The organism is Bradyrhizobium genosp. SA-3, assembly GCF_004212635.1.
Lineage (GTDB): Bacteria > Pseudomonadota > Alphaproteobacteria > Rhizobiales > Xanthobacteraceae > Bradyrhizobium.
On the sequence record NZ_PSRT01000011.1, the window covers coordinates 69,302 to 93,574 of the forward strand.

General features: G+C 59.2%; 26 protein-coding genes and 4 pseudogenes. 9 read left to right on the plus strand and 21 right to left on the minus strand.

Going from position 1 to position 24,273, the window contains the following annotated elements:
* Nucleotides 1-675 precede the first annotated feature (675 nt).
* The 8 genes and pseudogenes from CWO91_RS05470 to CWO91_RS05505 form a co-directional block, all read right to left on the minus strand.
* Nucleotides 676-1,710, minus strand: a complete 1,035-nt coding sequence (locus CWO91_RS05470) for an IS110 family transposase (RefSeq protein ID WP_130212554.1) — start codon at nt 1,708-1,710, stop codon at nt 676-678.
* Between the two features lie 196 nt (nt 1,711-1,906).
* Nucleotides 1,907-2,176, minus strand: coding sequence for a hypothetical protein (locus CWO91_RS05475; RefSeq protein WP_130212555.1), 270 nt, complete (start codon nt 2,174-2,176; stop codon nt 1,907-1,909).
* Between the two features lie 76 nt (nt 2,177-2,252).
* Nucleotides 2,253-3,935 (minus strand): methyl-accepting chemotaxis protein, encoded by a 1,683-nt coding sequence (locus CWO91_RS05480; protein ID WP_130212556.1) that lies wholly within the window; start codon nt 3,933-3,935, stop codon nt 2,253-2,255.
* Between the two features lie 387 nt (nt 3,936-4,322).
* Nucleotides 4,323-4,651, minus strand: a pseudogene (locus CWO91_RS05485) (NYN domain-containing protein); the annotation flags it as partial.
* A gap of 290 nt (nt 4,652-4,941) precedes the next feature.
* Nucleotides 4,942-5,127, minus strand: a complete 186-nt coding sequence (locus CWO91_RS05490; RefSeq protein ID WP_091894589.1) for a hypothetical protein — start codon at nt 5,125-5,127, stop codon at nt 4,942-4,944.
* 304 nt (nt 5,128-5,431) lie between these two features.
* On the minus strand, nt 5,432-6,211 hold the full coding sequence (locus tag CWO91_RS05500; RefSeq protein WP_130212557.1) for a hypothetical protein: 780 nt from the start codon (nt 6,209-6,211) through the stop codon (nt 5,432-5,434).
* 151 nt (nt 6,212-6,362) lie between these two features.
* Nucleotides 6,363-6,710 (minus strand): annotated as a pseudogene (locus tag CWO91_RS45390) (cyclic GMP-AMP synthase DncV-like nucleotidyltransferase); the annotation flags it as partial.
* 57 nt (nt 6,711-6,767) lie between these two features.
* Nucleotides 6,768-7,076: a hypothetical protein gene (locus CWO91_RS05505; RefSeq protein WP_130212558.1), complete on the minus strand. Its 309-nt coding sequence runs from the start codon at nt 7,074-7,076 to the stop codon at nt 6,768-6,770.
* Between the two features lie 360 nt (nt 7,077-7,436).
* Here CWO91_RS05505 and CWO91_RS05510 point away from each other — a divergent pair, with 360 nt between their 5' ends.
* From CWO91_RS05510 to CWO91_RS05525, 3 genes are all read left to right on the plus strand, one after another.
* Nucleotides 7,437-7,745 carry a hypothetical protein gene (locus CWO91_RS05510; protein WP_130212559.1) on the plus strand — a complete coding sequence of 103 codons (309 nt, stop codon included), beginning with the start codon at nt 7,437-7,439 and terminating at the stop codon, nt 7,743-7,745.
* Nucleotides 7,746-7,789: 44 nt separating this feature from the next.
* A complete protein-coding gene (locus CWO91_RS05515; RefSeq protein WP_130212577.1) occupies nt 7,790-8,347 on the plus strand; it encodes an RNA ligase family protein in 558 nt (185 codons plus the stop codon).
* A gap of 462 nt (nt 8,348-8,809) precedes the next feature.
* Nucleotides 8,810-9,217: a response regulator gene (locus tag CWO91_RS05525; protein ID WP_130212561.1), complete on the plus strand. Its 408-nt coding sequence runs from the start codon at nt 8,810-8,812 to the stop codon at nt 9,215-9,217.
* Nucleotides 9,218-9,277: 60 nt separating this feature from the next.
* On the opposite strand, the gene CWO91_RS05530 is transcribed toward CWO91_RS05525, so the two are convergent.
* The 4 genes from CWO91_RS05530 to CWO91_RS44065 all read right to left on the minus strand — a co-directional run bounded on the left by CWO91_RS05530 (nt 9,278) and on the right by CWO91_RS44065 (nt 11,327).
* A complete protein-coding gene (locus CWO91_RS05530; protein WP_130212562.1) occupies nt 9,278-9,679 on the minus strand; it encodes a hypothetical protein in 402 nt (133 codons plus the stop codon).
* Nucleotides 9,680-10,013: 334 nt separating this feature from the next.
* The gene (locus CWO91_RS44060; RefSeq protein ID WP_245471132.1) at nt 10,014-10,208 is read right to left on the minus strand and encodes a hypothetical protein; all 195 of its coding nucleotides are present in this window, start codon (nt 10,206-10,208) and stop codon (nt 10,014-10,016) included.
* A 2-nt stretch (nt 10,209-10,210) separates the two neighbouring features.
* Nucleotides 10,211-10,786 carry a phage terminase large subunit family protein gene (locus CWO91_RS05535; protein ID WP_349643565.1) on the minus strand — a complete coding sequence of 192 codons (576 nt, stop codon included), beginning with the start codon at nt 10,784-10,786 and terminating at the stop codon, nt 10,211-10,213.
* Between the two features lie 37 nt (nt 10,787-10,823).
* Nucleotides 10,824-11,327, minus strand: coding sequence for a hypothetical protein (locus CWO91_RS44065; protein ID WP_245471133.1), 504 nt, complete (start codon nt 11,325-11,327; stop codon nt 10,824-10,826).
* A 310-nt stretch (nt 11,328-11,637) separates the two neighbouring features.
* On the opposite strand from CWO91_RS44065, the pseudogene CWO91_RS45395 reads away from it, so the two are divergent.
* A pseudogene (locus tag CWO91_RS45395) lies at nt 11,638-11,939 on the plus strand (DUF6876 family protein).
* Nucleotides 11,939-12,265 (plus strand): hypothetical protein, encoded by a 327-nt coding sequence (locus tag CWO91_RS05545; RefSeq protein ID WP_130212563.1) that lies wholly within the window; start codon nt 11,939-11,941, stop codon nt 12,263-12,265. The pseudogene CWO91_RS45395 and the gene CWO91_RS05545 overlap by 1 nt, the downstream one beginning before the upstream one ends.
* Nucleotides 12,266-12,569: 304 nt before the next feature.
* Here CWO91_RS05545 and CWO91_RS05550 read toward each other — a convergent pair whose 3' ends face one another.
* Nucleotides 12,570-13,610, minus strand: a complete 1,041-nt coding sequence (locus CWO91_RS05550) for an IS110 family transposase (protein WP_130212564.1) — start codon at nt 13,608-13,610, stop codon at nt 12,570-12,572.
* Nucleotides 13,611-13,778: 168 nt separating this feature from the next.
* On the opposite strand from CWO91_RS05550, the pseudogene CWO91_RS05555 reads away from it, so the two are divergent.
* Nucleotides 13,779-15,219: pseudogene (locus CWO91_RS05555) on the plus strand (IS1182 family transposase).
* A 156-nt stretch (nt 15,220-15,375) separates the two neighbouring features.
* Here CWO91_RS05555 and CWO91_RS05560 read toward each other — a convergent pair.
* On the minus strand, nt 15,376-15,663 hold the full coding sequence (locus CWO91_RS05560; RefSeq protein ID WP_130212565.1) for a hypothetical protein: 288 nt from the start codon (nt 15,661-15,663) through the stop codon (nt 15,376-15,378).
* A 122-nt stretch (nt 15,664-15,785) separates the two neighbouring features.
* Nucleotides 15,786-16,523 carry a hypothetical protein gene (locus CWO91_RS05565; RefSeq protein WP_130212566.1) on the minus strand — a complete coding sequence of 246 codons (738 nt, stop codon included), beginning with the start codon at nt 16,521-16,523 and terminating at the stop codon, nt 15,786-15,788.
* A gap of 174 nt (nt 16,524-16,697) precedes the next feature.
* Between CWO91_RS05565 and CWO91_RS05570 the strand changes: the two genes are divergently transcribed.
* Both CWO91_RS05570 and CWO91_RS05575 read left to right on the plus strand, forming a co-directional pair.
* Nucleotides 16,698-17,837 (plus strand): SMP-30/gluconolactonase/LRE family protein, encoded by a 1,140-nt coding sequence (locus CWO91_RS05570; protein WP_245471134.1) that lies wholly within the window; start codon nt 16,698-16,700, stop codon nt 17,835-17,837.
* A 288-nt stretch (nt 17,838-18,125) separates the two neighbouring features.
* Nucleotides 18,126-18,500: a hypothetical protein gene (locus CWO91_RS05575; protein WP_244551272.1), complete on the plus strand. Its 375-nt coding sequence runs from the start codon at nt 18,126-18,128 to the stop codon at nt 18,498-18,500.
* Between the two features lie 66 nt (nt 18,501-18,566).
* Here the strand turns inward: CWO91_RS05575 and CWO91_RS05580 are convergent, their stop codons facing one another.
* From CWO91_RS05580 to CWO91_RS05595, 4 genes are all read right to left on the minus strand, one after another.
* Nucleotides 18,567-18,872 (minus strand): hypothetical protein, encoded by a 306-nt coding sequence (locus CWO91_RS05580; protein ID WP_165405238.1) that lies wholly within the window; start codon nt 18,870-18,872, stop codon nt 18,567-18,569.
* A gap of 26 nt (nt 18,873-18,898) precedes the next feature.
* Complete coding sequence (locus CWO91_RS42715) at nt 18,899-19,192, minus strand: ParB/Srx family N-terminal domain-containing protein (protein WP_165405239.1); 294 nt, start codon at nt 19,190-19,192, stop codon at nt 18,899-18,901.
* Between the two features lie 328 nt (nt 19,193-19,520).
* The gene (locus CWO91_RS05590) at nt 19,521-19,859 is read right to left on the minus strand and encodes a cupin domain-containing protein (RefSeq protein WP_130212569.1); all 339 of its coding nucleotides are present in this window, start codon (nt 19,857-19,859) and stop codon (nt 19,521-19,523) included.
* A 53-nt stretch (nt 19,860-19,912) separates the two neighbouring features.
* The gene (locus tag CWO91_RS05595) at nt 19,913-20,944 is read right to left on the minus strand and encodes a Bug family tripartite tricarboxylate transporter substrate binding protein (protein WP_091894039.1); all 1,032 of its coding nucleotides are present in this window, start codon (nt 20,942-20,944) and stop codon (nt 19,913-19,915) included.
* Nucleotides 20,945-21,011: 67 nt separating this feature from the next.
* On the opposite strand from CWO91_RS05595, the gene CWO91_RS05600 reads away from it, so the two are divergent.
* Nucleotides 21,012-21,974: a LysR family transcriptional regulator gene (locus CWO91_RS05600; RefSeq protein ID WP_130212570.1), complete on the plus strand. Its 963-nt coding sequence runs from the start codon at nt 21,012-21,014 to the stop codon at nt 21,972-21,974.
* A gap of 447 nt (nt 21,975-22,421) precedes the next feature.
* Here the strand turns inward: CWO91_RS05600 and CWO91_RS05605 are convergent, their stop codons facing one another.
* Entirely contained in the window at nt 22,422-22,610 is a 189-nt protein-coding gene (locus CWO91_RS05605; protein WP_130212571.1) for a hypothetical protein, read from the minus strand.
* A gap of 353 nt (nt 22,611-22,963) precedes the next feature.
* Nucleotides 22,964-23,857, minus strand: a complete 894-nt coding sequence (locus CWO91_RS05610) for a ferritin-like domain-containing protein (protein WP_130212572.1) — start codon at nt 23,855-23,857, stop codon at nt 22,964-22,966.
* Nucleotides 23,858-24,273: the final 416 nt, after the last annotated feature.

Consider the following 24,273-nt stretch of genomic DNA (forward strand, 5'->3'; position numbering starts at 1 on the left):
CGATCCATCCAAAAAAGATACCGATGTAGCGGAAACGAAGACGGCTAAAGCAAGCGCCACTCGTCCGGCCAGCAAGAAGCCCATGACGCCTCCTGAGTGTGCTCCTATGGCCATGACAGCCAACAGCACAGGATAAAATTGCTCATTATCACTCTCACCCGGGTGAGATTACTCCGTATCGCTCGTCCGGCTCTCGGCTCTTTTCTTCACGCGGCGGACCAATCGGATTGGAGGGGACTGTATTCGCTCATTGTGCAAGGGCCTCCACTTTGGCTGACCGTCCAACAAATACCCCGCCCCATGGAGGCTCCATGGAGCCAAGGGCGGGGCCGCTCCGCCTGCCCCACAAGGGCGGGGAGCCACGCTGCCGCGAACCGCGCGCTACTATGCAACGCCCGGCTTGTTAGGGCGCGTACTCATCTGTGGACGCCCCGCCGGATGCAAGCGGTATTTTAGAGGAAGATTGGCACGTAGTCGGATGCTGCCATCTGTCCGGCCTCTGATGCAGCGATGGAGCTGCGGGCCTGTATGGGAGTTCGCGGACCGGAACCAAATCATAAATGTGTGCTCCAGGCACGATGAGTACATCTGGTTCTTCCAGCCCCGTCTCGCCGACTGTTGCGCCATACTCTCCTTCGACCGACTGCACCTGCGACGACCTCAGGCCCGCCAGGCTCACGCCTTGGCGGCGACCGGAGCTCTGTAGTTTTCCTGCTTTACAAGTAGCGCCCAGACGATCCGCGCCATCTTGTTGGCGAGCGCCACCGTTACCAGCATGCGCGGTTTGCGAGCCAGCATCTGTTCGAGCCACGACCCCTTTGGCGCGCCCCGTTTGCTTGCCTGCTGCACTACGGCGCTGCTGCCGATGATGAGGAGGCGCCTGAGCGTGCGTTCGCCCATTTTGGATGTCCCGCCGAGCTTCTGCTTGCCGCCCGTAGATCTTTGAAGGGGCGTGAGACCGAGCCAGGCCGCGAAGTCACGACCTTTGGCAAAAGTCTCGGCCGGCGGTGCTAGAGCGGCGATCGCGGTGGCGGAGATCGGGCCGATGCCAGGAACGGTCATCAGCCTGCGCGATACTTCGTCCTCGCGAGCGCATCGCGCGATCTCTTTGTCGAGATCTGCGATCTTGCCGTTGAGGCCGGCGAACAGGTCTAACATCAATCGGAATATGGTGTGGGCCGCTTCGGGAAGCGAGCTGGTCATCGCTTCTACCTCGATCAGATCAGCAAGCGTCGCCACATGCGACGGCCCCTTGGGTGCAATCCAACCATATTCAGTGAGGTGCCCCCGGATCGCGTTGATGAGCTGGGTTCGCTGCCGCACTAACAGATCACGGGTCCGAAACACCAGGCCCGCCGCCTGTTGCTGTTCGCTCTTCACGGCCACGAACCGCATGCTCGGCCGCTGCGCCGCTTCGCATATCGCTTCGGCATCGATCGCATCGTTCTTTTGCCGCTTCACGAATGGTTTTACATAGGCGGGCGGGATCAGCCGAACTTCATGGCCAAGCTGGGTCAGCTGACGAGCCCAGTGATGTGCTCCACCACATGCTTCCAGCGCTACCGTGCAACTCGGCTGCGCCGCGAAGAAATCCAGCAGCTTTCCTCGGCTGATCCGCTTGCTGAACATCGCTCGACCCCGCCCATCCGCTCCGTGAACGTGAAAAACGTGCTTGGCGATATCCAGACCGATTGTGATAACTTCTGACACGGACGCCTCCCTTAAGTGGTGCTCAACACCTCCACTTTGGCACATCGATGCGGTCGGGCGGGGCGTCCACCCCATCATAAATCTTCGTCGATGCCGGCTTCGCTCTGGTACCCGCCGCCTTTGTGCAACCGCAGCAAATGACGCGATGAGCCACTTGGTGACCTCACTGGCTTCCGAACTGTGTCTCATCATGAGGCTACAATTGCTCGACCTGTTCGCGCAAATGGGAGAGGTGCCGTATAAGCGCCGCCAGCTTCTGCTCGAAATCATCCTTGATCGGTCCGGCCGGCAGTCGGTCGCGAATTTTGTCGGCGCCAATCAGGGCTGTCTGGAGATGGCCCACGGCGGTCCACAGCCTCGCTTTCGTGAGTCTGTCCAGTGCCTCCGCGAGAACGCGCTCACCTTCTTGGACCTCGAACGGTAATAGCGGCCGACCAGCTGGCTTGAAATGAACGACCGTCCCCATGGCTATCTCCAGATCTATTTTGGATTGCGGCGTGATTGTTGAATATGCGGCACTGGAAATGGCTCGAAATGCGCGCTTAAGCGGCCTGGATGGCAGAGAGAAATCTCTGGACTTCGTGTTCCAAGCGACTGCGTTCTCTCGTGAGAGACTGCGCGGACGATAGCACCTGCGAGGATGCTGATCCTGCCTCGACTGCGCCCTGTTTTACTTCAGTTATGTTCGAAGCGACTTGTACCGTTCCCCGGGCGGCATGCTGCAAGCTGCGCGAAATTTCTCCGGTCGTATTGGCCTGCTCTTCCACGGCAGCGGCAATTGCGGCCGTAATCGCCGAGATGCGATCTATTGTTGTGCTGATATGTTTGATCGCGTCGGCGGATTCCTGCGTTGCGATTTGTATCTCGCTGATCTGCTCGCTTATCTCGCTGGTCGCCCGCGCGGTCTGGCCGGCGAGGGCTTTAACTTCGGAAGCAACGACCGCAAAGCCCCTGCCGGATTCTCCAGCCCGCGCCGCTTCTATCGTCGCGTTCAGAGCCAACAGGTTGGTTTGCCCTGCGATGGTCGTGATAAGGCTGACAACATCGCCTATGCGCGTTGCTGCCGCGGACAATTTGTTGATCCGATGATTGGTTTCTGCAGCCTGACGAACCGCTTCGCTCGCGACTTTAGTCGATGCCTCAACCTGTCGGCCGATCTCGCTAACGGACGATGTCATCTCCTCAGTAGCGGACGCAACAGTCTGAACGTTGAGAGATGCTTCTTCGGAGGCCGCGGCCACTGTTGCCGAAATATGCAGGGCTGTATCAGCAGTCTTAGATAGAGTCTCTGCGGCCGCTTCCAGTTCGCCGGAGGAGGTGGATAGCGCGGCGACGAGTTCGCCGATCATTGATCGGAAGCCGCCAGTAATCTGGTCAATCCGCTGACCGCGTAAGATCTTAGCCTCGGCCTCTGCTGCGGCAAGCTTGTCCGCGGCTTGCTTTGCGATGAGGGACTCTTTGAAGACCTGCAGGGCAGCGGCCATTTGGCCGATCTCGGTATGCTTGGCCCGGCTATGGACCGCCACGGTAACATCGCCGTTGGCCAATGCCCGCATCGGCGCAATGATGGATCTAATCCCCATTGAGATGTCGCGCAACAGCAATAGGCCGACGATAGAACTGAGTACCAAGGTGAGGACAAGAGTCCCAACAATGAGAGCAAACGCGAAGGCATAGGTCTGCTCAGCACTTTGACCGGCGGCCGCTGCACGCTTGTTGTTGATGTCCATTGCCTTCAGCAGGGCCTGTCCGCTGTCCTGACGCAGCGGTTGCATTTGATGAACGATCAGATCGCTGGCTGTGGCAATATCATTCCTGCGGGACGCAGAGAGCACGTCTGGAACTTGCGCGACATACGCGCTCCAGAGTTGTTGGAAGTCCGTGTAAAGCTTGCGCTCTTCCGGAGAGGAGAGCAGCAGCTCGTAGGCGGCGCCCTCCTTTTCGATGTCGCGCGTCAGGTCGGCAAGAAGCTTCTCGGCTGAGGCTTTCTTCGCGGAGTCGGATTCCAGAATGTGATCCCGCACGACGCTGCCATATCGGATGGTGTAGGCTCTGAGGTTACCGAGCAGGCGGACCGCGGGCAGCCAACGGGATTGGAACTCAGCGACGCCCCCCTGGATGAGCCGCATGTTGCTGATGGCGAGCAGGCCAGTGCCGCCGAACACGAGAAGGAGCAAAGAAATAACGACGACGAGTTTGCTCCTGATCGAATAGCGCGAAAGCATGGCAAGGGACTCCTGCGAAATGAGCGACAGCACAAATGGAAAATATTGGAAGACGATGTTTCCTAAACGTCGTCATGCTGCAGGCCATCCAGTAAATTTTTTACCAAGATTTAGTTGAAATGTTTGTTACAGCAATCATTGATTGCACATCTTTTGCGCAAGTCGGGCTAGGATTTAGGCTGTTTGGAAATCCCTGGAGCCTGCGTAGCAGCGGACATCGCGCATCGATGGAATCGGGCGGATTCATGGGCGTTTCCACCGTGAGCGATGACCGCGGCCAGGCCAGGACGTTGCGTTTGGCCGGCCCCCTGTGATTCAAAATCGCCGCGCACTGGGGGCTCGAATCATGCGCTACGAACTCGCCGACCATGAATGGATCGCCATAAAGCCCCTGAACAGGACCATCTGGTCGATATGCTCGGCAAGCTCCATGGCGTCGACCGCCAGCTCGATATCCATGTTGCCCTTGACCTTGCGGCGGCCGCTGGCGTCGATGAATTCCTTGGTCAACTTGGTGACAACCGTGTAGCCGTTATACCTGAGCCAATCGATGAGCGGCCTGATTGGCGAACATCCCTGTTCCTCGCAGCACCGTGCCGCGGCTCTGAAGCTCCCCGAGCAAGCGCGTGTAGGTCAATGTCGAAGCCAAGCGCCTTGCAGGTTGCGTAAAGGTTGGCGCCGTCGATAAAGAGCGCGATTTTGTCGAATGGTGACATTGGCGTTTGACCGCTCCCACCACTCATTCGCCTAGGCCGCGTGTGATCCATCAAAAAAACGGTTGAAATGAGCGCGCCGCGCCAGATCAGAAGCAATCGCTGCCATCAGCTACAACAAGACGCGCGCTTGATCAGTTCATCCCGTCATCAATGTGTCTCCTGGCCTATCCTATGCTTCCAACTAAAAATTAAGAGCCCTGCCTCATGGAGCATAAGGGCAGGGCCGCTCCCCGTGCTCCCCAAGGCGGGAAGCCACGCTGCTGGGAAACAGCGCACCAATTCGACGTCGCTCAGAGACTCAGCGGGCGTTCCGATTGTCGCCCCTCGTCGCTCTTTACGACGTTGCGCAAGACAATTTCGGAAAGCTCCACAACCAGCTGTTTGAGACGCGCAATCTCTTGCTTGCAGCGCCTCAATTCGCGCTGGTCATCTGTCATCTCCGATATTCCAGGGTGGCTGCTATTGCTGTCTTTCATGTTAGGACCATCGGACCAGCGTCACCTTCCGAACAGCAAGGGATGACTTCACCATACGACGCTAGGGTCGGACTCCAGCGACAAATACCTTAGTCCCGCGGACCGTGCTACGACAGATACAGTACGTAACGAACGAACAATTTCGTTTCTCGCCTGAGTCCGTCACCTCGGCGGTGCGTTTCGTACAAAAGGCATCATAAACATCACGATCGCGCCGTCGGTAACGTATAGAACGAAATCCGCATCTCCCGTGATATCGAATCCGTTGACGACCTCGGCTAACGATTTGATGGCCTTCTTGAATCTAGCGATGATATCTGAACACTCCCGCTCCATAGTTCCTAGCACAAGCACTTGAACAGGCCGTCCTGCCGCAATCGTCGAAAGCCCGCGCGAAGGTAGCGAACGTGGTTACGTAGCCCTCCACGAAGCTGATCATCGGCAAGTCCGCACGGATCGAATGCGCTAAGGCCTTGGCCGTTCCGTGACCGACCGCGCTGCCCCCGAGGTCCGCAAGGCCCGCCGGTTGAGCGGTCGACCTTCGCGATCCAACGGCCGGCGAAGGTACACGGCGGCGTAATGTTCGCGGCCCAAGGAGAGCCTTGCCGGCGAGGACGACGAACGCCTCCTTGGGAGCGTTGGCCATCAGGCACGCCAGCAGGTCGGTGCCGCCCTGCGATCGCGCCTCGACGAGAGACCACAGTTCGTCGGCGGTTTCAGGATAGCGATCGGGAGCTGGCAGAGGATCGATAGAGACGACCGGCGTTTCCTTGAGCCACTTCGACGCGACTCCGGTCAAGTTCGTGCAGAACCTGCCAGCGTAGCCCTTGTCCGGGAATACGAAGACCCGCCCTTCCATCAGAGCCGCGCGGCCGAGCATCGACTCGTTGGTACCCTCCGTGCCCGGCATGACTTCGACGCGAAGATCGGATCTGTTGGCCCAGTTCAGCCAGTAGAGACCGAAATCCTCGCGGAAGTCGTCGTCGTGCTGCCGAGTCTCGTTCTCGGTGAGGAGCTTGAACGCTTCGGCGAGCGCCGCCTGTACGGTCCGGACGCGATCGCCCGGCACCGGCGGCGCTGGCATCCGGCGACTTCGTGGCGTTCGCGTCCTTGAACCATTTCGTGTTGGCGAGCGGATCGGATGTCCTCCACTTGTCGCCGGCTGCGATTTCGAACCACTTCTTCTCCGCGTTCGTGATGGGATCCGTGGTGCGGTTCTCGCGGTAGACCGGCACGTCGACGTGGTAGCCTTCCTGCTTGTAGTAGACCCGCACACAGTTGTTACGGGGTTCGGACTGGTCGGCGAAACGCTTGTCCTGCAGCGCGTCGCTGACCATCTTTCTGGCGTCTTCGGGGGACTGGTCATCGCCCTGGTCGTTCTTCAGGCTGTGTTTGAAGTAGACCCCGTCATCGACGTCATAGTCGCCGCGGTCGTGCAGGATCATGGTCTTCATGGCGTAGGAGCCCTGCGCGCGCGACCCGATCGCCTTGGGGCTGCTGTTGCGCTCGAGGCCAGACTTGAGCCCGGTTGATCTTGGCCTTACCGAAGATATCGGCGCGGTCGTCCTTCGACATGCGCACAGCGGCGCGCTCGAAGCCGGACACCTGTTCGCTGCAGTCCTTCATTTCGCCACCTCCATCTATACGCCGGTCTTCGGCATCGCGGGCAGGCCCATCATCAGGGCCTTCACCATCCGTCCTTCGGGATTGTTGGGATCGTCGCAGGCGCTCTTGGCGAGATCGGCGTCGTTGCTTGCCTGCTGGATCAGGCGGCGGATGGCCTCGGGGCGCGCGTCGTCGAGCGCCAGGATCTTCATCGTGTCCGCCGGCACGTCTTTGCTCGGGAAGCGCAACCTGGTGACCGGCCGTCCCAATGCCGTCAGCGTGTTGCCGATGAAGCGCGCCATGTTGTCGAAGGCGAACTCCTGCGCGGTGATGCTGAGCCCCACGGCTTCCGCTCCCATCTTCAAGCCGAGGATCGATTGAGCAGGCAAGCAGCGCAAGAAGCAACGGTGATGCTGTAAAGCCCCGCTTCCTGGCGTCCGTTAGATCATGCCCAAAATGATGAAAAGTCCGATCTCAACCAGCAAGACCGTCCCTGTCATCGCGGATATGAGAAATAGATCCCCCGCCGATAGGAAGTGCATGGTTCGCCTCGCAATTTCCCCGAACCATTCCTAGCCTAATCCAAATTTAAATAATTTGCACGATTTAAATTGTTTAATTGGCATTATGTGTTATTTTATTTCTCGATTTAATAGCGCAATATCGATGATGGAACTTGCAATTTTATTGGAGTTTCCTGGGGTATGAGCCGCTCCCCGTCGATTGTGCCTCCTGTGGCAGCAGACCAAGATGTCTACCTTGTGGTCGAGGAATTTGCCGGCCGGCGAGCCTGGTGCGAAACAGCCGAAGAGGACACCGGTCGCGCGACGCTGATGCGGGACCTGATGGACGGCTTGTATGAGCATCCCACTCGCATCGTGGCCTTCAACACGACAGAGGGATGGTCGCGCGATGTAACCGTAGAGATCGCCGATGAGCTACGCCGCCGCCTTGTCGAGCACGAAGTGCCGGCATGCGTCCTGAAGTTCGTGGAGAGAGCGGCGAGGCGCTGAGGCAGGGATTCGCAATTTCGCGCCGAACTATTTATCTGCTCGGTATGTTTAAGGCATACAAGCTGTGCCTGGCGACCGCCGGCAAGCAGGTCCCATCCGGACCGGACTGGATTCACGAGGTGAAGCACGACGGCTACCGGATGCTGGTCATCCGGGAGGATAAGCGTGTGCGCCTCCTATCCCGTAACGGCAGCGACTGGACAAAACGGTATCCCTGGATCGCAGATGCCGCGCTGAAAAACCGGCAGAAGCATTTCGTGATCGACGGCGAGGCCGTGATCCTGGGCGTCGATGGCATCTCAGATTTTAACGCGCTGCACTCGCGCAAGCACGACCCCGAGGTGCAGCTCTACGCCTTCGACATCCTCGCAATGGGGAGCGACGATCTGCGGTCGCTGCCCCTCCACATGCGCAAGGCCAACCTGGAGAAGCTACTGGCACGCCGGCCCGATGGGATTACTGTGGCGCCCTTCGAGCGCGGCGAAATCGGGCCGGACCTCTTCCGGGCAGCCTGCCGAGATCGGCCTTATCGCGGTGGCCGGCAAAAGTTCTGGATCAAGGTCAAGAACCGCAGCCACCCCGCGATGGAGCGGGAGCTTTGACGCGCTGTCCTGCTGGTGGCGGAAAACTCGATACAGGAGGAACAAACAGGGCGCGCACGAATCGTTAATCGGTCAGCCGACGTCCTCTTAGTGTGCAGGACCCATGCGTTACGTGGCATATGCAGTCGATCTGTGGGGCGTCACCCATGCGACCTATGAGCTGGAGTGCGACTGCGACGATGATGCTAAGCGTCGAGCTGTGAAATTCCTCGAAGCGCACCCCGTGATAGAAGTCTGGAGCGGCCCTCGGCGGGTCGCACGGTTTACGGCTGATACCGCAGGCGGGGCCACAGCTACGGCAGAAGCCAACCAGCGCCAGAGAACGGGTTAGGAATTTGCTTCAAGCAACTCAGCGACAATCAGCAACAGCGGTCGTTAGCCAAAAGTACAATTCAATTCTTGGGAACCGGATCCTTCCGGAGCGCGTAATTCCGGATTGCCCAGGTAGGCCGCGGGAATGGAATGAACGAGTTGCCGGTAGTCCTCCTAGCCGAGGACGAAGAGGAGTTGCAGCATATCCTTCAAGAAGCCTTGAGAGATGCAGGCTTTGACTTCACTTCGGCTGCTTCCGGTGAGCAGGCAGTAACCTTGCTGAAAAGTGGCGTGGTCCACTACAGAGCACTGGTGACCGATATTAAACTCGACGGCCGAATCGATGGGTGGGAGGTCGCGCGACAGGCCAGACTGATCGATCCGGCCTTCCCCATCGTCTACATGAGCGGTGGTCATGCTGGCGAATGGCCCGTGCAAGGCGTGCCCAATAGCATCCTGCTGCAAAAGCCGTTCGCGCCCGCGCAGCTTGTCACCGCCATTTCGCAACTCTTGAACGTCGGCAGCTCTATGCTGGGCCCGCCCCAACCATCGCCTTAAGCCGATCGGCGAACGATCCGACGCCGGGGCCCGCGCGCAGCACCATCGGCCCCATACCCATCAACGCGCCGAGCAGCAAATAGGCCCACTCGACCGTCGTCCCGCTCGACGGATATTGCCAGCGCGGCTCATAGGCCGCCCGATGATCAGCACGATCAGCGGAATTCCGAACTGGTGATAGACCAGCACGAATAGCTGCGAGAGCACGGCGGTCGCCCACACGCGCTGCATCAGCGGCGATTGCGCCAGCGCGCCCATGAACGCCTGATAGATTTTCGCAAGCGCGTCGATGTGCGCGACTTCGATCTCCTTGACCACGCCGAGCATCGCCTCGTAAAGACGGGTCCTCAATTCCTCGATCGAGATTTGCTTGTTCTCGTATGCCTTGAAAGCTTCGAGAAACCTGTCGAGCACGCCGTTGATGATCGACATTCCGAATTGCGAGAAGATCGCGGTCAGCATTGATCAGCCTTTCGGCGGCGGGACGCTCGTATCCACGAGCTTCACCACGTCAACGTGCCCGACATCGGGGACATAGGCTTGCGTCTGGACCACTTCGGTGCCGCGCCCGTCGAATGAATTCCGAGATGAAGCCATTGACGATCAGCCAATAGAGCAGCCAATCCGGATGATCCTTGAAGATCGGCAGCGGCGACAAATCCGTGCCATCGCGGCCGACAAGATCGTCATGCCCGAGAAGCCTCGACGACATCGCCCGCGCCGAGCTTGTACAGTTCCTCGCGGACGCCACCGATCCGGAGCCGGAAATCCTCGGTGTCGCGATCATGGCCGTGCCTCAAGTCGGATTGCGGTTTTGATACCAAAGCAGCCACGTCAGGATGCCGGCGGCGATGAATGCACCGCCGATCAGCAGCGAGCTCAATGCGGGCATTCGAGATAGACCGCGCGCGCCGCCGCCATCGGCGTCGCACTCGGCGGCCAGCGCATCAGATTGAAGCGCGGGACGAAATATTCCTCGCAATGCGGACACGGCTAGCACCAGTGGTGCCGGGTGCCTTGCTGCCAGAGTTGCCAAATCGGGCTTTCGATATCTTCCGACATGGCAACGTCCCAAAAGACCAGCTTGCTTTTTTGGTCCTCGACCGCTGCGACCTGTCCTCTTTTCGACGTTGACGTGACCACGCAAACAAAGTCGGCATAGGTATCGCCGCGCCGCTCGACCAGGCCGAGCGGGCCACCTTGCTGGTTCACGTTCGTGACCATTTCATCGTATTCGTCGATCAGCGCGAGTACGGCCGGATCGGACTTGAGGGCGGTCGATGATCCCGAATGCGCGAGGCGGAACGGCACGCCGCCGATCATCTTGCGCGTTTTCGTCATCCGCTTGCCGCGCGCCAGCTTCGCGGTCAACGTCGGCGATTGATCGAGCAACGCCAGGACGCGCGGCTCGAACTGCTCGGTCAGGAATTGCTTGTTCGGTCCGACGTACAGGATCGGGCCCGGCCGCTGGTCGAGCCGCTGGCCGGCACAATCGAGCATCAATTCCGACTTGCGGGTCTGCGCGCCGAAAACGAGCACCGCGCGGCGATACTTGCCGCTGGCGATCATCCGCTCGGGCGCGACAACGTAAGGCGTAAGCGTCGGATCACGCGGCCCGGGGACCGCCGCCGTCTGCGGATATATCCGGTTCTCCGCCGCCCATAGATCGGGCGATGCTGGACGCGACGGCCTCGCTAGCAGCGCGAGCTTCTGCCACAGCGCGTCCCCTTTCGGCGGCAATATCTGCCACCCTTTCGAGGATGTCATTTACAGCGGTCTCGATTGTTTTCCGGAATTGCAAATCGCGCGTGACGCGCGCCGGCAGGCCGGCGGTCTCCGCGCGAAATAACCCGATCATCTCCTCGACGATCGCCATTGCCTCGTCGATCTCGATCAGGCGACCTTCGCGGACCGCGTTGCGCAATTCGATCTCGCGCGCTCGTGCATCGCGCACCCGGCTATCGGCCGCGCTCTTTTGCGCGCGCCGGTCGCTGTCATTGCGAAAGCGGATATAGCCTTGCACGACATCGACCAGAAGAAACTGGTCGCGGCCTTGCTTCTCTATCCATCCTTCCTTTGACAGCTGCCGGATGCGCTCCGGGCTCACCATGAGGAGCCGCGCGGCAAGGGCCGATGCGATCAGTTGGCCACGCCCGGCGGCGCCCGTATCCGGCCCCCGGGGCGCGCTTTGGGCACTCGCCTGGCCCGATTCCCGGCTGAATTCTCGCCCACCAGTCGCGCCCCTACTGGCACCGTGGCCTGTCCTGTACCCCTTTGATCTTCCGACATTATTTCTCTCTGGCGACTGGGCCAAAAGGATCTTCCAACCACCAACCAGTGGCCTAGTTCTGGGCCTTCCCCCGGGGCTTTGGCCCAAGGGCCGGCGCCGCCGGGGCGAACAAGGAAAGGTGTTTGGGAAAATGACGAAGCTAACCCCGGCCGATTTGGCTCACTTCACCGGTACCGGCGAATGGTATCGCCACGGGCTCAACCGGCGCATGCTCTACACGGACGCCGTGCAGTATCTCGCCGAAAAGGCCGGAGCCTATTGGCTGCTCGACAAGATCGCTTGCCTGCAACTAGCGCGCGCCTCGTTTGCGATGAAGGCAGCGATAATGGGGCCATTATCTATTCCGAGGACATCGATTTCACCGATTCCCCGCTCGATCAAATCACCATTTGGGTCGAGGACGATGTCATCCTGCTGCCGAGCGAGCACTGATGATGAGCCGGCTGGGAAAAGGCCGAGGCGCTCGCCGCGCTCTCGCAGGGGATCAACGCATGACGCAATTTTCGGACATCGATATGCTCGCGGTGGAAGCGATCCGGAAAGCGGATCACTTCACCGCCTCGCTGTTTCTCGGGCGCGGCCAATATCGGATCGAAAAGCGACCCACCGTTCTCGCGGCCGTGCAAGCCGCCCGCGAGATCGAGCAAGACCCGGCGGCGCATAACCGCCGCGCGCTCGTTTACGCCATAGCGCCAGACGGTCCGGCGACTCTGTTGACCGCCGGGCTAATCTCAAGACTGCTTTCCCTCAAATCGTAAGGATGTCCGGACTATTGCTGGCAGCTGACGTGATAGCGACTTAAGCGCTGTTCGGCTTCGGACCCTGGCTGTTCTCTAATTCCGGGCGTGAGGTCAAGCTCTCCTTGAACATCCTTGCCGGGTCCATGGTTCTCTCCGCGGTAGGGGCGTGCCCTCCGCATGATGGCGTAAGATGACGTTAGCGGATCAATGTGTGAAGCGCGCTTTGCCCTTTCGAGCACCGCAAAGCCAGGGGCGATCTCACCAACGCCAGCGTCCCGGCAGGGACGTTCGCTCCCGCTGTTCGGCGGGAACTCGTTATCCTTTATGCAGGCTGATCAGCAGCATCCTTTGATGACCATTTAAATTCGCTACCATCGATCCACATCCGATGCAGAATGACAGCAAGTTTTCGGGCAACCGCAACCTTGGCTTTGCGTAGCCCGCTTCGTTTCGCAAGCCGAATGCCCCATCCTTTGAGTGCTGACCATTTTGCTACGCGTGTGAGCAGCACATTGGCCGCCTCGTAGAGGTAACTTCGCAGCATCTTATCGCCGCATTTCGAGATTCGGCCCGTCCAGTCAATTTCGCCGGATGCGTATCGGCGGGTCGTTAGTCCTGCGTAGGCTCCGACGCTTCGTGATCTCTTGAAGCGAGCGGGGTCATCGATCGTCGCAAGGAAGCAAAGGGCCGTGACCGGGCCGATGCCAGGAGCCGTCATGAACCGTCGCACCTGAGCATTGTTGCGAGCCAGCCGCAGCACCTTGCGGTCAAGGTCCACAATCTGTTGCTCGACGGCCTCGCGTGCCTTCAGCAATGGATCTACCGCGGCAAAAAGCTCTGACCGATCCCCGGCCAACTGCGCGGCACGCACAGCAAACATATTCATCTTTGCTCGTCCGATGACAAGCCCAAGATTCTTGAGGAGCCCCCGGATTTGATTTTCGATATCCCGCTTGATCTTGACGAGCAGAGCTCGACTGACGAGAAGGGCTTTGGTCGCATGACTATCGAGATCCTTGACGCAAACCTCCTTGTACCAACCACATTGCATGATACGCGCTATGCCAGCAGCGTCATTTCGGTCGCTCTTATTGATCTGCATCTTCAGAACCGCCTTCGCATGCCTGGCGTCAATGCAGATAACGGGTAACCCGATCTTATTCAGCTCGGTCCACAGCCATGTCGACGTTGCTCCGGTCTCGAGTCCAATCCGAACGACGTGTGGCGCGTGCAATTTGATGAATGTCGCGATCGCCTCCGGGTCAGACGTAACCGCCCCTTCGCGCTCGACCTTTCCTGTCCGATCGACGATGCAGATCGAAGTCAGTTTCAGTGACACGTCTAATCCGACATAGTGCTCCATTGCCTCTCTCCGTCATTGCAAGGCCCTGAGGTAGGCCTCGTCGAGTCCTGGAGAGCTGATTCCCAGAGCCTGAGTATGGCTCCGAGTCCGGAATTACCCCATGTGTGAAAACGCTGCGCTTGATGTGATTCGCGCGATATGATTCCCGCACGATTTGCGGGGGGTGGGATGAAGCGCTTCGTTGCGGAGGCGGATCGTGGGCAATCGATGCTATTGCCCGAGTGCCTCGATGATTTCATTGACGAGAGCAACCCTGTTCGCGTGATCGACGTGTTTGTCGATGCGCTCGATTTGGCCGAGCTAAGCTTCGAGGGGGTGAAGCCGGCGGCGACCGGTCGGCCGTCATACCATCCCTCGGTTCTCCTGAAGCTTTACATCTACGGCTATCTGAACCGGGTGCAGTCGAGCCGGCGGCTCGAACGAGAGGCCGGACGCAATGTCGAGGCCATGTGGCTGCTGGGCCGGCTCGCACCTGATCACAAGACGATCGCGGACTTCCGCAAAGACAATGGCCTGGCGCTCCGCAAGGTATGCGCACGCTTCGTCGAACTCTGCCGTGAAATGGGTCTCCTCGCGACGTCGAGCGTCGCCATCGAGGGCAGCAAGTTCAAAGCTGTGAACAACCGGGACAAGAACTTCACACGCGCGAAGGTGGAGCGGCGGCGCGCGCAGCTGGAGGAGAGCGTCGCGCGCTATCTGAGCCAACTGGACACGGCCGACCGGCAGGAGCCGAGCGAGGCGTTGGCCGCCAAGGTGACGAGGCTAACCGAGAAGCTGACGAAGCTGAGGGAAGAGATGGGCAAGCTTGCCGTCTACGAGAAGCAGATGCTTGCGTCACCCGATCAGCAAATCTCGTTGACCGATCCCGACAGCCGTTCGATGGCGACAAGCGGCCGGGGCTCCGGCACCGTTGGCTACAACGTGCAGGTCGCCGTCGACACCGAGCACCATCTGATCGTAGCGCACGAGGTGACGAACAGCGGCTCAGATCGGGCACAACTCGCCAATATGGCCAAGCAGGCGAAGGCTGTTCTCGAGACCGAGACGCTCGAAGCTGTAGCCGATCGCTGCTACTTCAATAGCCCGGAGATCCTCGCGTGCCACGAGGCCGGCATCACCGTAACTCTGCCCAAGCCGCTGACGTCGGGTGCCAAATCGGAGGGGCGCTTCGGTAAGCAGGACTTTGCCTATTTTGCCAGAGGAGGACGCCTATCGCTGTCCGGCTGGGGAGCGATTGCCGTATCGCTACACAAACGAAGAAGACGGCAAGATGCTGCGGCGCTACTGGACCACTGCCTGTCAAAGTTGTTCGCTCAAATCGCAGTGCACGACAGGACCAGAGCGGCGAATTACACGCTGGGAGCACGAGCATCTGCTTGAGGCTGTGCAGCAGCGCCTTGACGCAAACCCAGAAGCCATGCGTCAGCGTCGGGAGACGGTCGAGCATCCGTTCGGCACGATGAAGGCCCGCATGGGAGCGACACACTTCCTCACCAAAACGCTCCCAAAAGTAGCGACCGAGATGGCACTCTCGGTCTTGGCCTATAATCTTACACGGGTCATGAACATCGTCGGGGCCAAGTCACTGATCACTGCGATCGCGGCCTGAGACAGGCGCGGTTCCTAGCTTCCGGACCGATGCCCTTTGAAGCCGTTTTTACACGGCCAAGACCACAAGCTGACATGGCTTACGTGCCAATGTCGCTCAGCTTTGGGCGTTGGCATCGGCAAATCACAAGCTTGGTTGATGAGTCAAAGCCCTGGTTCAACCTTCTAGGCTTGTCTCTACTTTCCCCGCGGTACGCTTTACGGCGCCGGCCGCTTTCTTGGCTGCACGTTTTGAAGCTTCAGCCGAGTAGCTGGCCGCACGCTTTACGGCGCCAGCCGCTTTCTTAGCCGCACGCTTTACAGCTCCAGTTGCAGCTCCGGCCGAGTATTTGGCCGCACGCTTTACAGCGCCGGCCGAACGACGCGCCTTCTTCGCCGGATCGCGCACGAGGCGCCGGACTTGCTTGCGGCCTCGGGCGGTCTGCTTTTTCGCCTTTTTCGCCATTGCTGATCCTCCCACTTGAGGATGCTGATCCTCCCACTTGAGGATAATGCGAAGTCTCGCAGCGGGGTTCCTAAAACCGGAACAAACAGCAAGCGCGCGCCTCCAATACGCAACGTGTCGGCTTAAAGTGGAGCGTGGTGGTCGCCGCTGCCGCGCCGCTGTTCCGATTGGTAATCGGCCATCGCCTGCTTACCACGCGCAATACCGCGATACATGCCGGCGCCGCGGCGCTCGATCTCCGCATATGGGATTTCTTTGGAGGCGAGCCGCGCACGCGCGGACGGATTGAGAAAATAGATATATCGCATCTGGTAGCCGTCGAGCGGCGTGCCGTGACCCGACCATGAACCGCCGGTCTTCGCGAAATGCTCCGCGCGGTTCTTTCCGGTCACTTGCGTCATCTTGTGCGTGACCGAGCCGTCGGGCAGTCGCAGCAAGCTCTTGTTCAGCTTGATCCCGGTCAGCACGAAGCCGGCCGCGCGATAGATCGTCCCGTCGCCGCACTGACATCCATCGGCGAACGAGATCACCCACTCGATCTGCCAATAATGCTTCCGGATCATCCGCAGCGCGATCGAGAGTGCGCGGCTTTCGGAATTGCGCGGCAATGCCTCGGAGAACGCCAACCGGTTCAATTCGAGAAAGCCATTCCATGCGGTATCGCGCACGAGTCCGAGAATATTGCTCTTGTCCATCGAGGGGCCGAACGTCATCGCGCCTTCGAGCCGGCCATTCAAAAAGACGCCGAGCGCGAGGAAGGCATTGTTGACGGTCTTGTGGCTGTAGTGAAGCCGAATGATCAGCGCGTCCGCGTCTTTCTTCGCAATCGGCGCAACGCGGATTTCTTTAGCCTGTCCCATCGTCGATAGCTCCACGCAGAGCCGGTGACAGCGAGGCCGTGGTGCATACGCTAAAGATCAACGCATTGGCGACGTCGCCCGGCCCGATGATTCTGTTGCCGAACCGCCCGCCTTATGCCGGATTGCGGTATAGTTTCCTCCCAACAAAAATGGGAGAAAACCATGGCAAGTGCAATGACCTTTCCCTACAAGCAACTCAACCGCCGCAACATCATCAAAGGTGCTGCGGCGTTGGCCGCGACGGCGTCGAGCCTCAAAGCGGCCTCTGCGGCGACCGTGACGCCGTTGGGCCAAACGGGCGCTCCAACACCGGCGAGCGAGCCGTTGCCCTTGGGGCCGCTGCCCGGCGGCCGCTATCCGGACTCCCATCTGGAATCTGCCAAGAAAGGGCCACCATCGTTCGGGCCCCCCGATTTCCCGGCCTTCGCCGGCACTATGGCGGTTGAGCGCGTCGCAACCGGGTTCCGCTGGGCCGAGGGCCCGGTCTACTTCGCGGCCGGGCGTTACGTGCTCTTCAGCGACATTCCCAACAACCGCATCATGCGGTTTTCCGAGGACGACGGTCACGTTAGCGTCTATCGTCAGCCTTCGATGAATTCGAACGGCAACACCATCGATCGGGAAGGACGGCTGATCACTTGCGAACATAGCGGACGGCGGGTCACCCGGACCGAACTCGATGGATCGATCACGATCATCGCCGATAAGTATAACGGCAAGAGATTGAACTCGCCGAACGACGCGGTTGTCACGTCCGACGGTTCGATCTGGTTCACCGATCCAATCTACGGCATCGGCGGTTATTACGAGGGCGTCAAGGCCGAGCCCGAGCAGGAAAAGCATAACGTCTACCGGGTGGATCCGAAATCCGGAGACATCAAGGTCGTCGTCGATGACTTCGTTGAGCCCAACGGCATTGCCCTCTCGCCTGACGAGAAGAAGCTGTATGTCATCGACACCGGCTTCACCGACGGGCCGAATAATCCCTCGCATATCCGGGTGTTCGATCTCGATGTCGCGGCCGGAAAGGCGTCGAATAGCAAGGTCTTTGCGGACATGCCGAAGCCCAGCATCACAGACGGGCTGCGCACGGATACTGACGGACGCGTCTGGTGCTCGGTGGGCTGGGGCGATCCGAACGAGGACGGCGTGCGTTGCTATACTCCCGCCGGCGAACTGCTCGGCAAGATCCATATACCCGAAACTGTTGCCAATCTTTGCTTCGGCGGTCAGCAACGAAACCGGCTGTACATCTGCGGCTCGACGTCGCTCTATGCCGTCTACACCAGTGTGCAGGGCTCTATGAAGCCGTGAGGCCAGCAATATTCCAGCCAATCTTAGAAAGAGAGCCGCTCCCTCCGGGGCGGCTCTTAGGTTTTTCCCAGTCGTCACCATTGCTTGCGGCAGTGGCGCCCATAAGTCGCTCGTTTTACTCAACGCCAGGCTTCATCCTTGCTTTGGCATCAGTTTTGCAAAGGGAATTTGCAAAGGACAAACGTCGAACTTGATGGCGGCTCGTTGGTGCTGCCGTCATCCTCTTCGGCATTTTCGAGAGGCATTAATGCGATGATCGCGCCTGAAGAATCAGGAATACGAGACTGGATGATTTTTGTCGCCTCTATCTTGCCACTCGTTCTCGCCAGCCCCACTCTAACACTTCACAAAGCGGCCGCCCGGGATCTCGAGGGCCGATATGCAAACTCTCCCCTCAAACCCTGGTTCGACAGCCTCCGCTCAGGCAAAGGCCCCTGTTGTTCCGACGCTGACGGGACCGCGTTGGCAGACGTCGATTGGGAAACAAAAGGCGGGCATTATCGCGTCCGCATCGAAGGCCAATGGTGGGACGTTCCGGACGACGCCGTGATCAAAGAACCGAACCGAGTTGGCCGTACGATGGTGTGGCCGGTCTACGTGAGCCCGATGGGTGCTCCAGTGCGGATCGACATCCGCTGCTTCATGCCCGGCAGCATGACATAACGGATGGCCGCGATAGCTGGTCGGTACGGGGCATAGCAGAGATCGAGTAAGCCGCACCAATTGATGTCAATTGATGCGCGCTAGATAGTCGGCGCAGATCGCCACCAGCGCGTTGCCCTGTGGCGATCGATTGGGATTGCTCGCCTCGCGCGGCTTGGTCGCCCTGGCTATAGCGCGCTCGACGATCCCGAATTGCTCCCCGTACAGAATGAACGTCATGTCGCGGAATGGCGACCGATCGTCTGGCAATTCGGGCATCTGCTCCAACTCGCCGACCCCTACGGACAGCCGCGATAGTTCGTCCTCGGTTATGCCGGTCAGCGCGATCTTGAAACCGCCCTCCACGAGATCGGCCAATTCGAGCCGCAGCATCTCGTCATCCCAATCGCTCGCATCGGTCAGCCGATTATCGGCGATGACATAAGCGCGCTTTTGCTGATCGGTCCATCCGCGCGCCACGATGACGGGACCTCGGTAAATCCCAGCAGCTTGCCGGCGGCGAGGCGCCCATGACCGGCGAGAACCATGCCGTCATCGGCCGCGAGGATCGGCATGGTCCAGCCCCATTGCCGGATTGACGCGGCGATTTGCGCGATCTGCTCGGCCGAATGCCGGCGCGAATTGCGCTCATAGGGCCGTAAACGCTCAATCGGCCATGTTTCCACGGCCGGCTTGCTCGCCAGTGCATCCATTATTTGCTGCCTGAAGGGCGGTTTATAGCCCGGGAAAGCCCGTTTTTGCGAGAAACCAAAGGCCCAAAACGCCGCCGCGAAATATCCGCAAAGCGGGCGGTCCCGCGTACCCGCGTGGGCGAGGGCAGGCCCAAAGTACCTTTGAAAGCTTAGGAGCCGCCGGTCCGTCATCGAAAGATCACTGACGCCAGCGCTAACGCCAGCCACATGGCAACTACCGCGACGGTCGCTTTCAACTAGGTTGGCGTCTCGCAGGTAAGACCCGCTGAATCTGGTCGAAAATGACCCGATTCGGACCTCGGTACCGCGGTCTGCTATGTCCTGCTGATCAGGAAAGTCCGACAAAGTCATAGTCGCCGAGCCCCTGCAGAACTAGAAACACAGCGGAGCTGTCGCCAGCATTCGTGACTCGGTGCGGTCGACCAGGGCGTACAGCGTAAGTTTGGCCAACGCTAAGACATACCTCCTCGTCCGGATCGCGTGTCGTGACGCGGATTTTTCCACTAATTACATAGAAGGTGTCTTGCACTTCGTTGTGATGGTGCCAAGGCACGCATTGTGTTGGGCTGATCTGCATTTCGGCGATCCGGAATCCGGGTCTCGCCGCGTAATAGGATCGGCGTTCGACTTCGTAGATTCGGCTGGTATCTCTCACCGCTTGCTGCATGTCAGCGTCTCCCTTGCAGGCTCATTGCCCACCGACAGGGTTGTTGAACTGGATTAGTCCACCGGCTTGATGCGCGCGTCGCGAATGACTTTTGACCAGCGTGCTACCTCCGATTGGATCTGTGCGGCGAAGCTTGCCGGCGTATTAACGACTGGTTCGAGGCCCAATGAAGTCAGCCGGTCCCGGACTTCGGTCAATGCGACGATATCTGCTATTTCGCGATACCAGCGAGCGACGATGTCCTGTGATGTGCCCGCGGGGAACAGGACGCCTTGCATGAAGATCGACTCTTGATCCTCATATCCGGCCTCCGCCATCGTCGGAACCTCGGGAAGCAGTTTCGACCTCGCATTGCTGGTGATTGCCAGTCCGCGCAGCTTGCCTTCTTTGATAAAAGTGACCGCGGCCGGCAAAGAGATGAAGGCAATCGGAACGTGGCCGCCTACCACCGACATCATGGCAGGTGATGCGCCATTGAAAGGGACGTGCACAAGGTCAAGACCGGCAGCAAGTTTGAATAGTTCGCCAGCGAGGTGTGACGACTGGCCGGTACCTGCCGAGGCATAGCTGTATTTGCCTGGATTCGCCCGCACGAGGGCGACGAATTCCTTGAGATTGTTCGCTGGAAAGGACGGATGCACGATCAAGACATGCGGCGCCGCCGCAATGACGGTGACAGGCGCGAAATCCTTCACTGGATCGTACCGAAGCTTGGCGTAGAAGCTCGGGTTGAGCCAGAAGCTCGACGTTACGATGACGACCGAGTAACCGTCGGCTGGCGCGCGTGCCGCCACGGCAGTGCCGACATTGCCTGCACCAGCAGGAATGTTTTCGACATAGAACGCTTGCGCCCAACGTTCGGATAGCTTTGCGGCGATGATGCGCGCGACAGCGTCGTTCGGACCTCCTGGCGCGTACGGCACAATGATACGAACCGGGCGAGCTGGATAAGATTGCGACCATCCCGGACCGGACACAGTCTCAATAAAAGCGGCCGCGGATAGGCTGAGAAACGCTCGACGCGCAATCATTGTGGTACCCCGTGTTCGATTGGCCTCGGTGTACTGCGCCAGTGAATTCGTCATTGCGATCGTACGTCGGTGGGCTATAAGGAGAACCCGGTTTCTGCCTCTAGCCTTATAGGTGGCAGCTATGGCTGGCGTGACGATGGAATGGGAAAGCCGTCTCGGGCGCCGCCTGCGGGTGCGGGACCTCTACATCCTTTCGACCGTGGTGAAATGCGGCGGCATGGCAAAGGCTGCTCGTGAGCTCGCAATGACCCAGCCGGCGGTCTCGGATGCCATTGCCAATCTCGAACTCTTATTGCGTGTCCGGCTATTAGACCGTAGCCCGCGCGGAATCGAGCCGACGCATTACGCTGACGCGCTGCTCAAGCGCGCATCCACCGTATTTGACGAACTCAAGCAGGGCGTCCGCGACATCGAATTTTTGGCTGACCCAACTAGCGGCAATGTCAGGGTTGGATGCGCGGAATCGTTCATGGCTGGGTTATTGCCGGCAATTATCGAAAAGCTGGCGCAGCGGTATCCGAAGATCACGGTTCATGCGGACTACGCGCAGCACGCAACGGCTGAATTCAGAGAGCTTCGAGAACGCAACGTTGACCTAGTCATCGGACGGATTTCCGAGCCGTTCCCTCAGGATGATCTCACTACAGAGCCTCTCTACGAAGAGCGGTATTATGTCGTTGTGGGGGCTCAGAACCCCTGGGCGCGCTCCCGTAAAGTCTCTTTGGGAGATTTGGCGAATGAACAATGGATTCACATGCCGCCGAACAACATCATTAGCGATTTGATCTCTGCCGCTTTTGCGAAGCAAGGCGTTCCGGTCCCGCAGCAAAGAGTAGCGTCATTGTCGATGCACTTACGAACACAGTTGGTTGCCAATGCCGGCTTTATCACGATCATGCCCAATTCAATGTTTCAGTTTAATGCCAAGCGATGGGGGCTAAAGGCACTCCCGATTGATCTTGGGATCAAAGGACGAAACGTCTCAATCGTTACACTCAAACACCGTACTCTGAGCTCGGTGGTTCAGGTGTTCATTGAGCATGCGCGTTTGGCGTCTAGGCAACTAGGTCAAGAAACCAACTAGGCACTTCTGCGTCTGGCCCATCGCGTCGGTTCGCTGCTGCGCAGTAATTGCGTTGCTTTCGAACAGAATGACAGTTGTTTGTTAAAAATGGGTTTGGTTGGTAAATGGCAAGTCCTGATCGCAAACACGGCTCGCAGAACCGGGACGTTCCTTACCCCAGAGCAGCGCTGCCGAGGTAGTAGTCGAGAAGCCAAAATGTCCCGTAGAGACTCGCGACAAGCATCAACAGAATGGCGACGCCCATCAGCAACCATTCTCGTTTGGAGAAAAGATCGAAGTCCCACATAGGCCACCACCCTCGCAGTAGAACCAATCACCTTGGACCTGGTTCCACCGCCGGGCAACACGAGCTTATCCAAGCAGGTTCGGCTTCAGCCGCAACAGGCGCCATTGTCCGAGCCTGTCGACGAACCGAGCCGACCCGCCGGTCCGAGAGCCTGGCCGCCGCTAAATGATTTCCACGCCAGGATCGTTGCCTGGTACGGCAAAATCCGGGTTTGCAGGTGACGGGGATATACGGCGCTCAACGACGCCAGTGGCTATCAGCCACTCGTTTGCATTGAAGCTTGCAATAATTACAAGTGCATCCTGGTTGGGAAGCGCCTGCAGTCGAGCTATGAGCTCCTTGACCGTCATTGCGATTTCACCTGACGATAGGCTTGACGGACGGGAGATCATCGCCGCCCAAACCCGTTGCCCTGTTCCGCCTGTTGCGCAAGCTTCAGCCAATCCTCGGCAAGCCGCAACCAAGCCTCCTTATCCAGCGGACTCGTCGCCTCCTCCGCCAGCTCACGGCACTCCTCAGCTGCCTTACGGAACCTCTCCGCATTGGCTGGAGGCGACGTCATCGGCAGTCCCTCCCCGATTTGTACATTGGGGTGGAGGTTGTCGATGTGGGAACACGCAGTGCAACATCGCGGCCCGCCGAACTCAATGGTCCCGGCCTCGCCTCATTGCGAAGGCCGATCCGAAGTACAACAGGAGAGATCTCACGTGGTCCTGAGAGCTCCATTCATCCCATTGGGGTAGAACCCACCCTTATTAACGCCGGTCTGATCGGTCAGGTAGACGATATGCAGAACCTCTTGCGGCGTCCGCCGGAAGACAATCGCGTCTGGCGTTGAAGGCACAAAGTTGGCTTTGCCGTCGATCCTAATCCCCTCGTCTTCTTTTTCGGGGGTCCCATCGATCTTGTCCCGTGCATCCGATATTGCGTTGGCGGCATCCCAGGCCTTCTCGCCCATCGTGTACAGCTGGGAGCGGGCCATTCCCATATGGTAAGCCTCGACGGCGAGGATGCCGGCCGCTGCTTCCACGAATTCCTTTTTCTTCAGCAGCGGAGCCGCACCCGCATAGGCTGTCACGCCGACGTCTTCAAACAGCATGCCCCCGAGCAGAACCGACATGTCATCGGCAAACGGATCAAAATCGGCAGGCAATCCCGCAGCCTGAGCGGCGGCCTTGAAGCCCGCATCGAAGTCGATCGCCGGTCGTGAAATAGCGCTCCGGCCAAGCGTCTTGCGGTAGAACCGAACGTGGGCCAGCTCATTCCCCGCAATCTCTTCGACGAACTCGCGAATCGCCTTCTCCTTGAACTGGGCCTCGTGTCCCCCGACCACCCTTCCGGCATCGGTGCCGGCATCGGCGTCGCTGATACCCTTGCCAGTGGTGGCGCGCAGATAGAACTCAGCTTCCATATACTCCAGGTTCAGAGCGAAGGTAAAAATGTCCTCATCCTCGATGGCTGACCCTTTCGGGCCGATCCCCACGCCCGTCGTCTCGCGCTTCTTCTGCGCATAGGCAGAGGGCAGTAGCAGTCCGGAGAGCCCCGCGACCGACAGGCCGGCAAGCGATTGCCGCCGGGAAATACGAAATCCGTCCATGGCGTAACCTCCTCTGTTCTGATTGAGGGGCCGCGCCGTCGCCATAGCCATCGAGGGCGCATATTGGCGCGACCTCGGCACCAGCGCCTGATGCTCGGAACGCACAACGTGAACCGATCGCGCCTGTTCCTAGCATCGCACGGTGAGCACAGGTCCGAATACGTGCACTGCCGACCAGACCGGAGCCACCGCGGCGGTGGTCGCCAGACAGCGCTCTTGACCTAACGCCGGCATCCTTTGCCGTCTGTTTCCGATCCCGCATTGCAATTGGGAACTGAAGGTGGCCCGGTCTGTTTGGTACTTTTAGCCAAGCGGAGATCGCAGTGCGGCTTATTCTGATAGCGACGATTTGCTGGGCGTTGTCGTGCGGAGTCGCAACGGCACAGGCCGATTCGAAGAGAGACTTGAACTCGGCT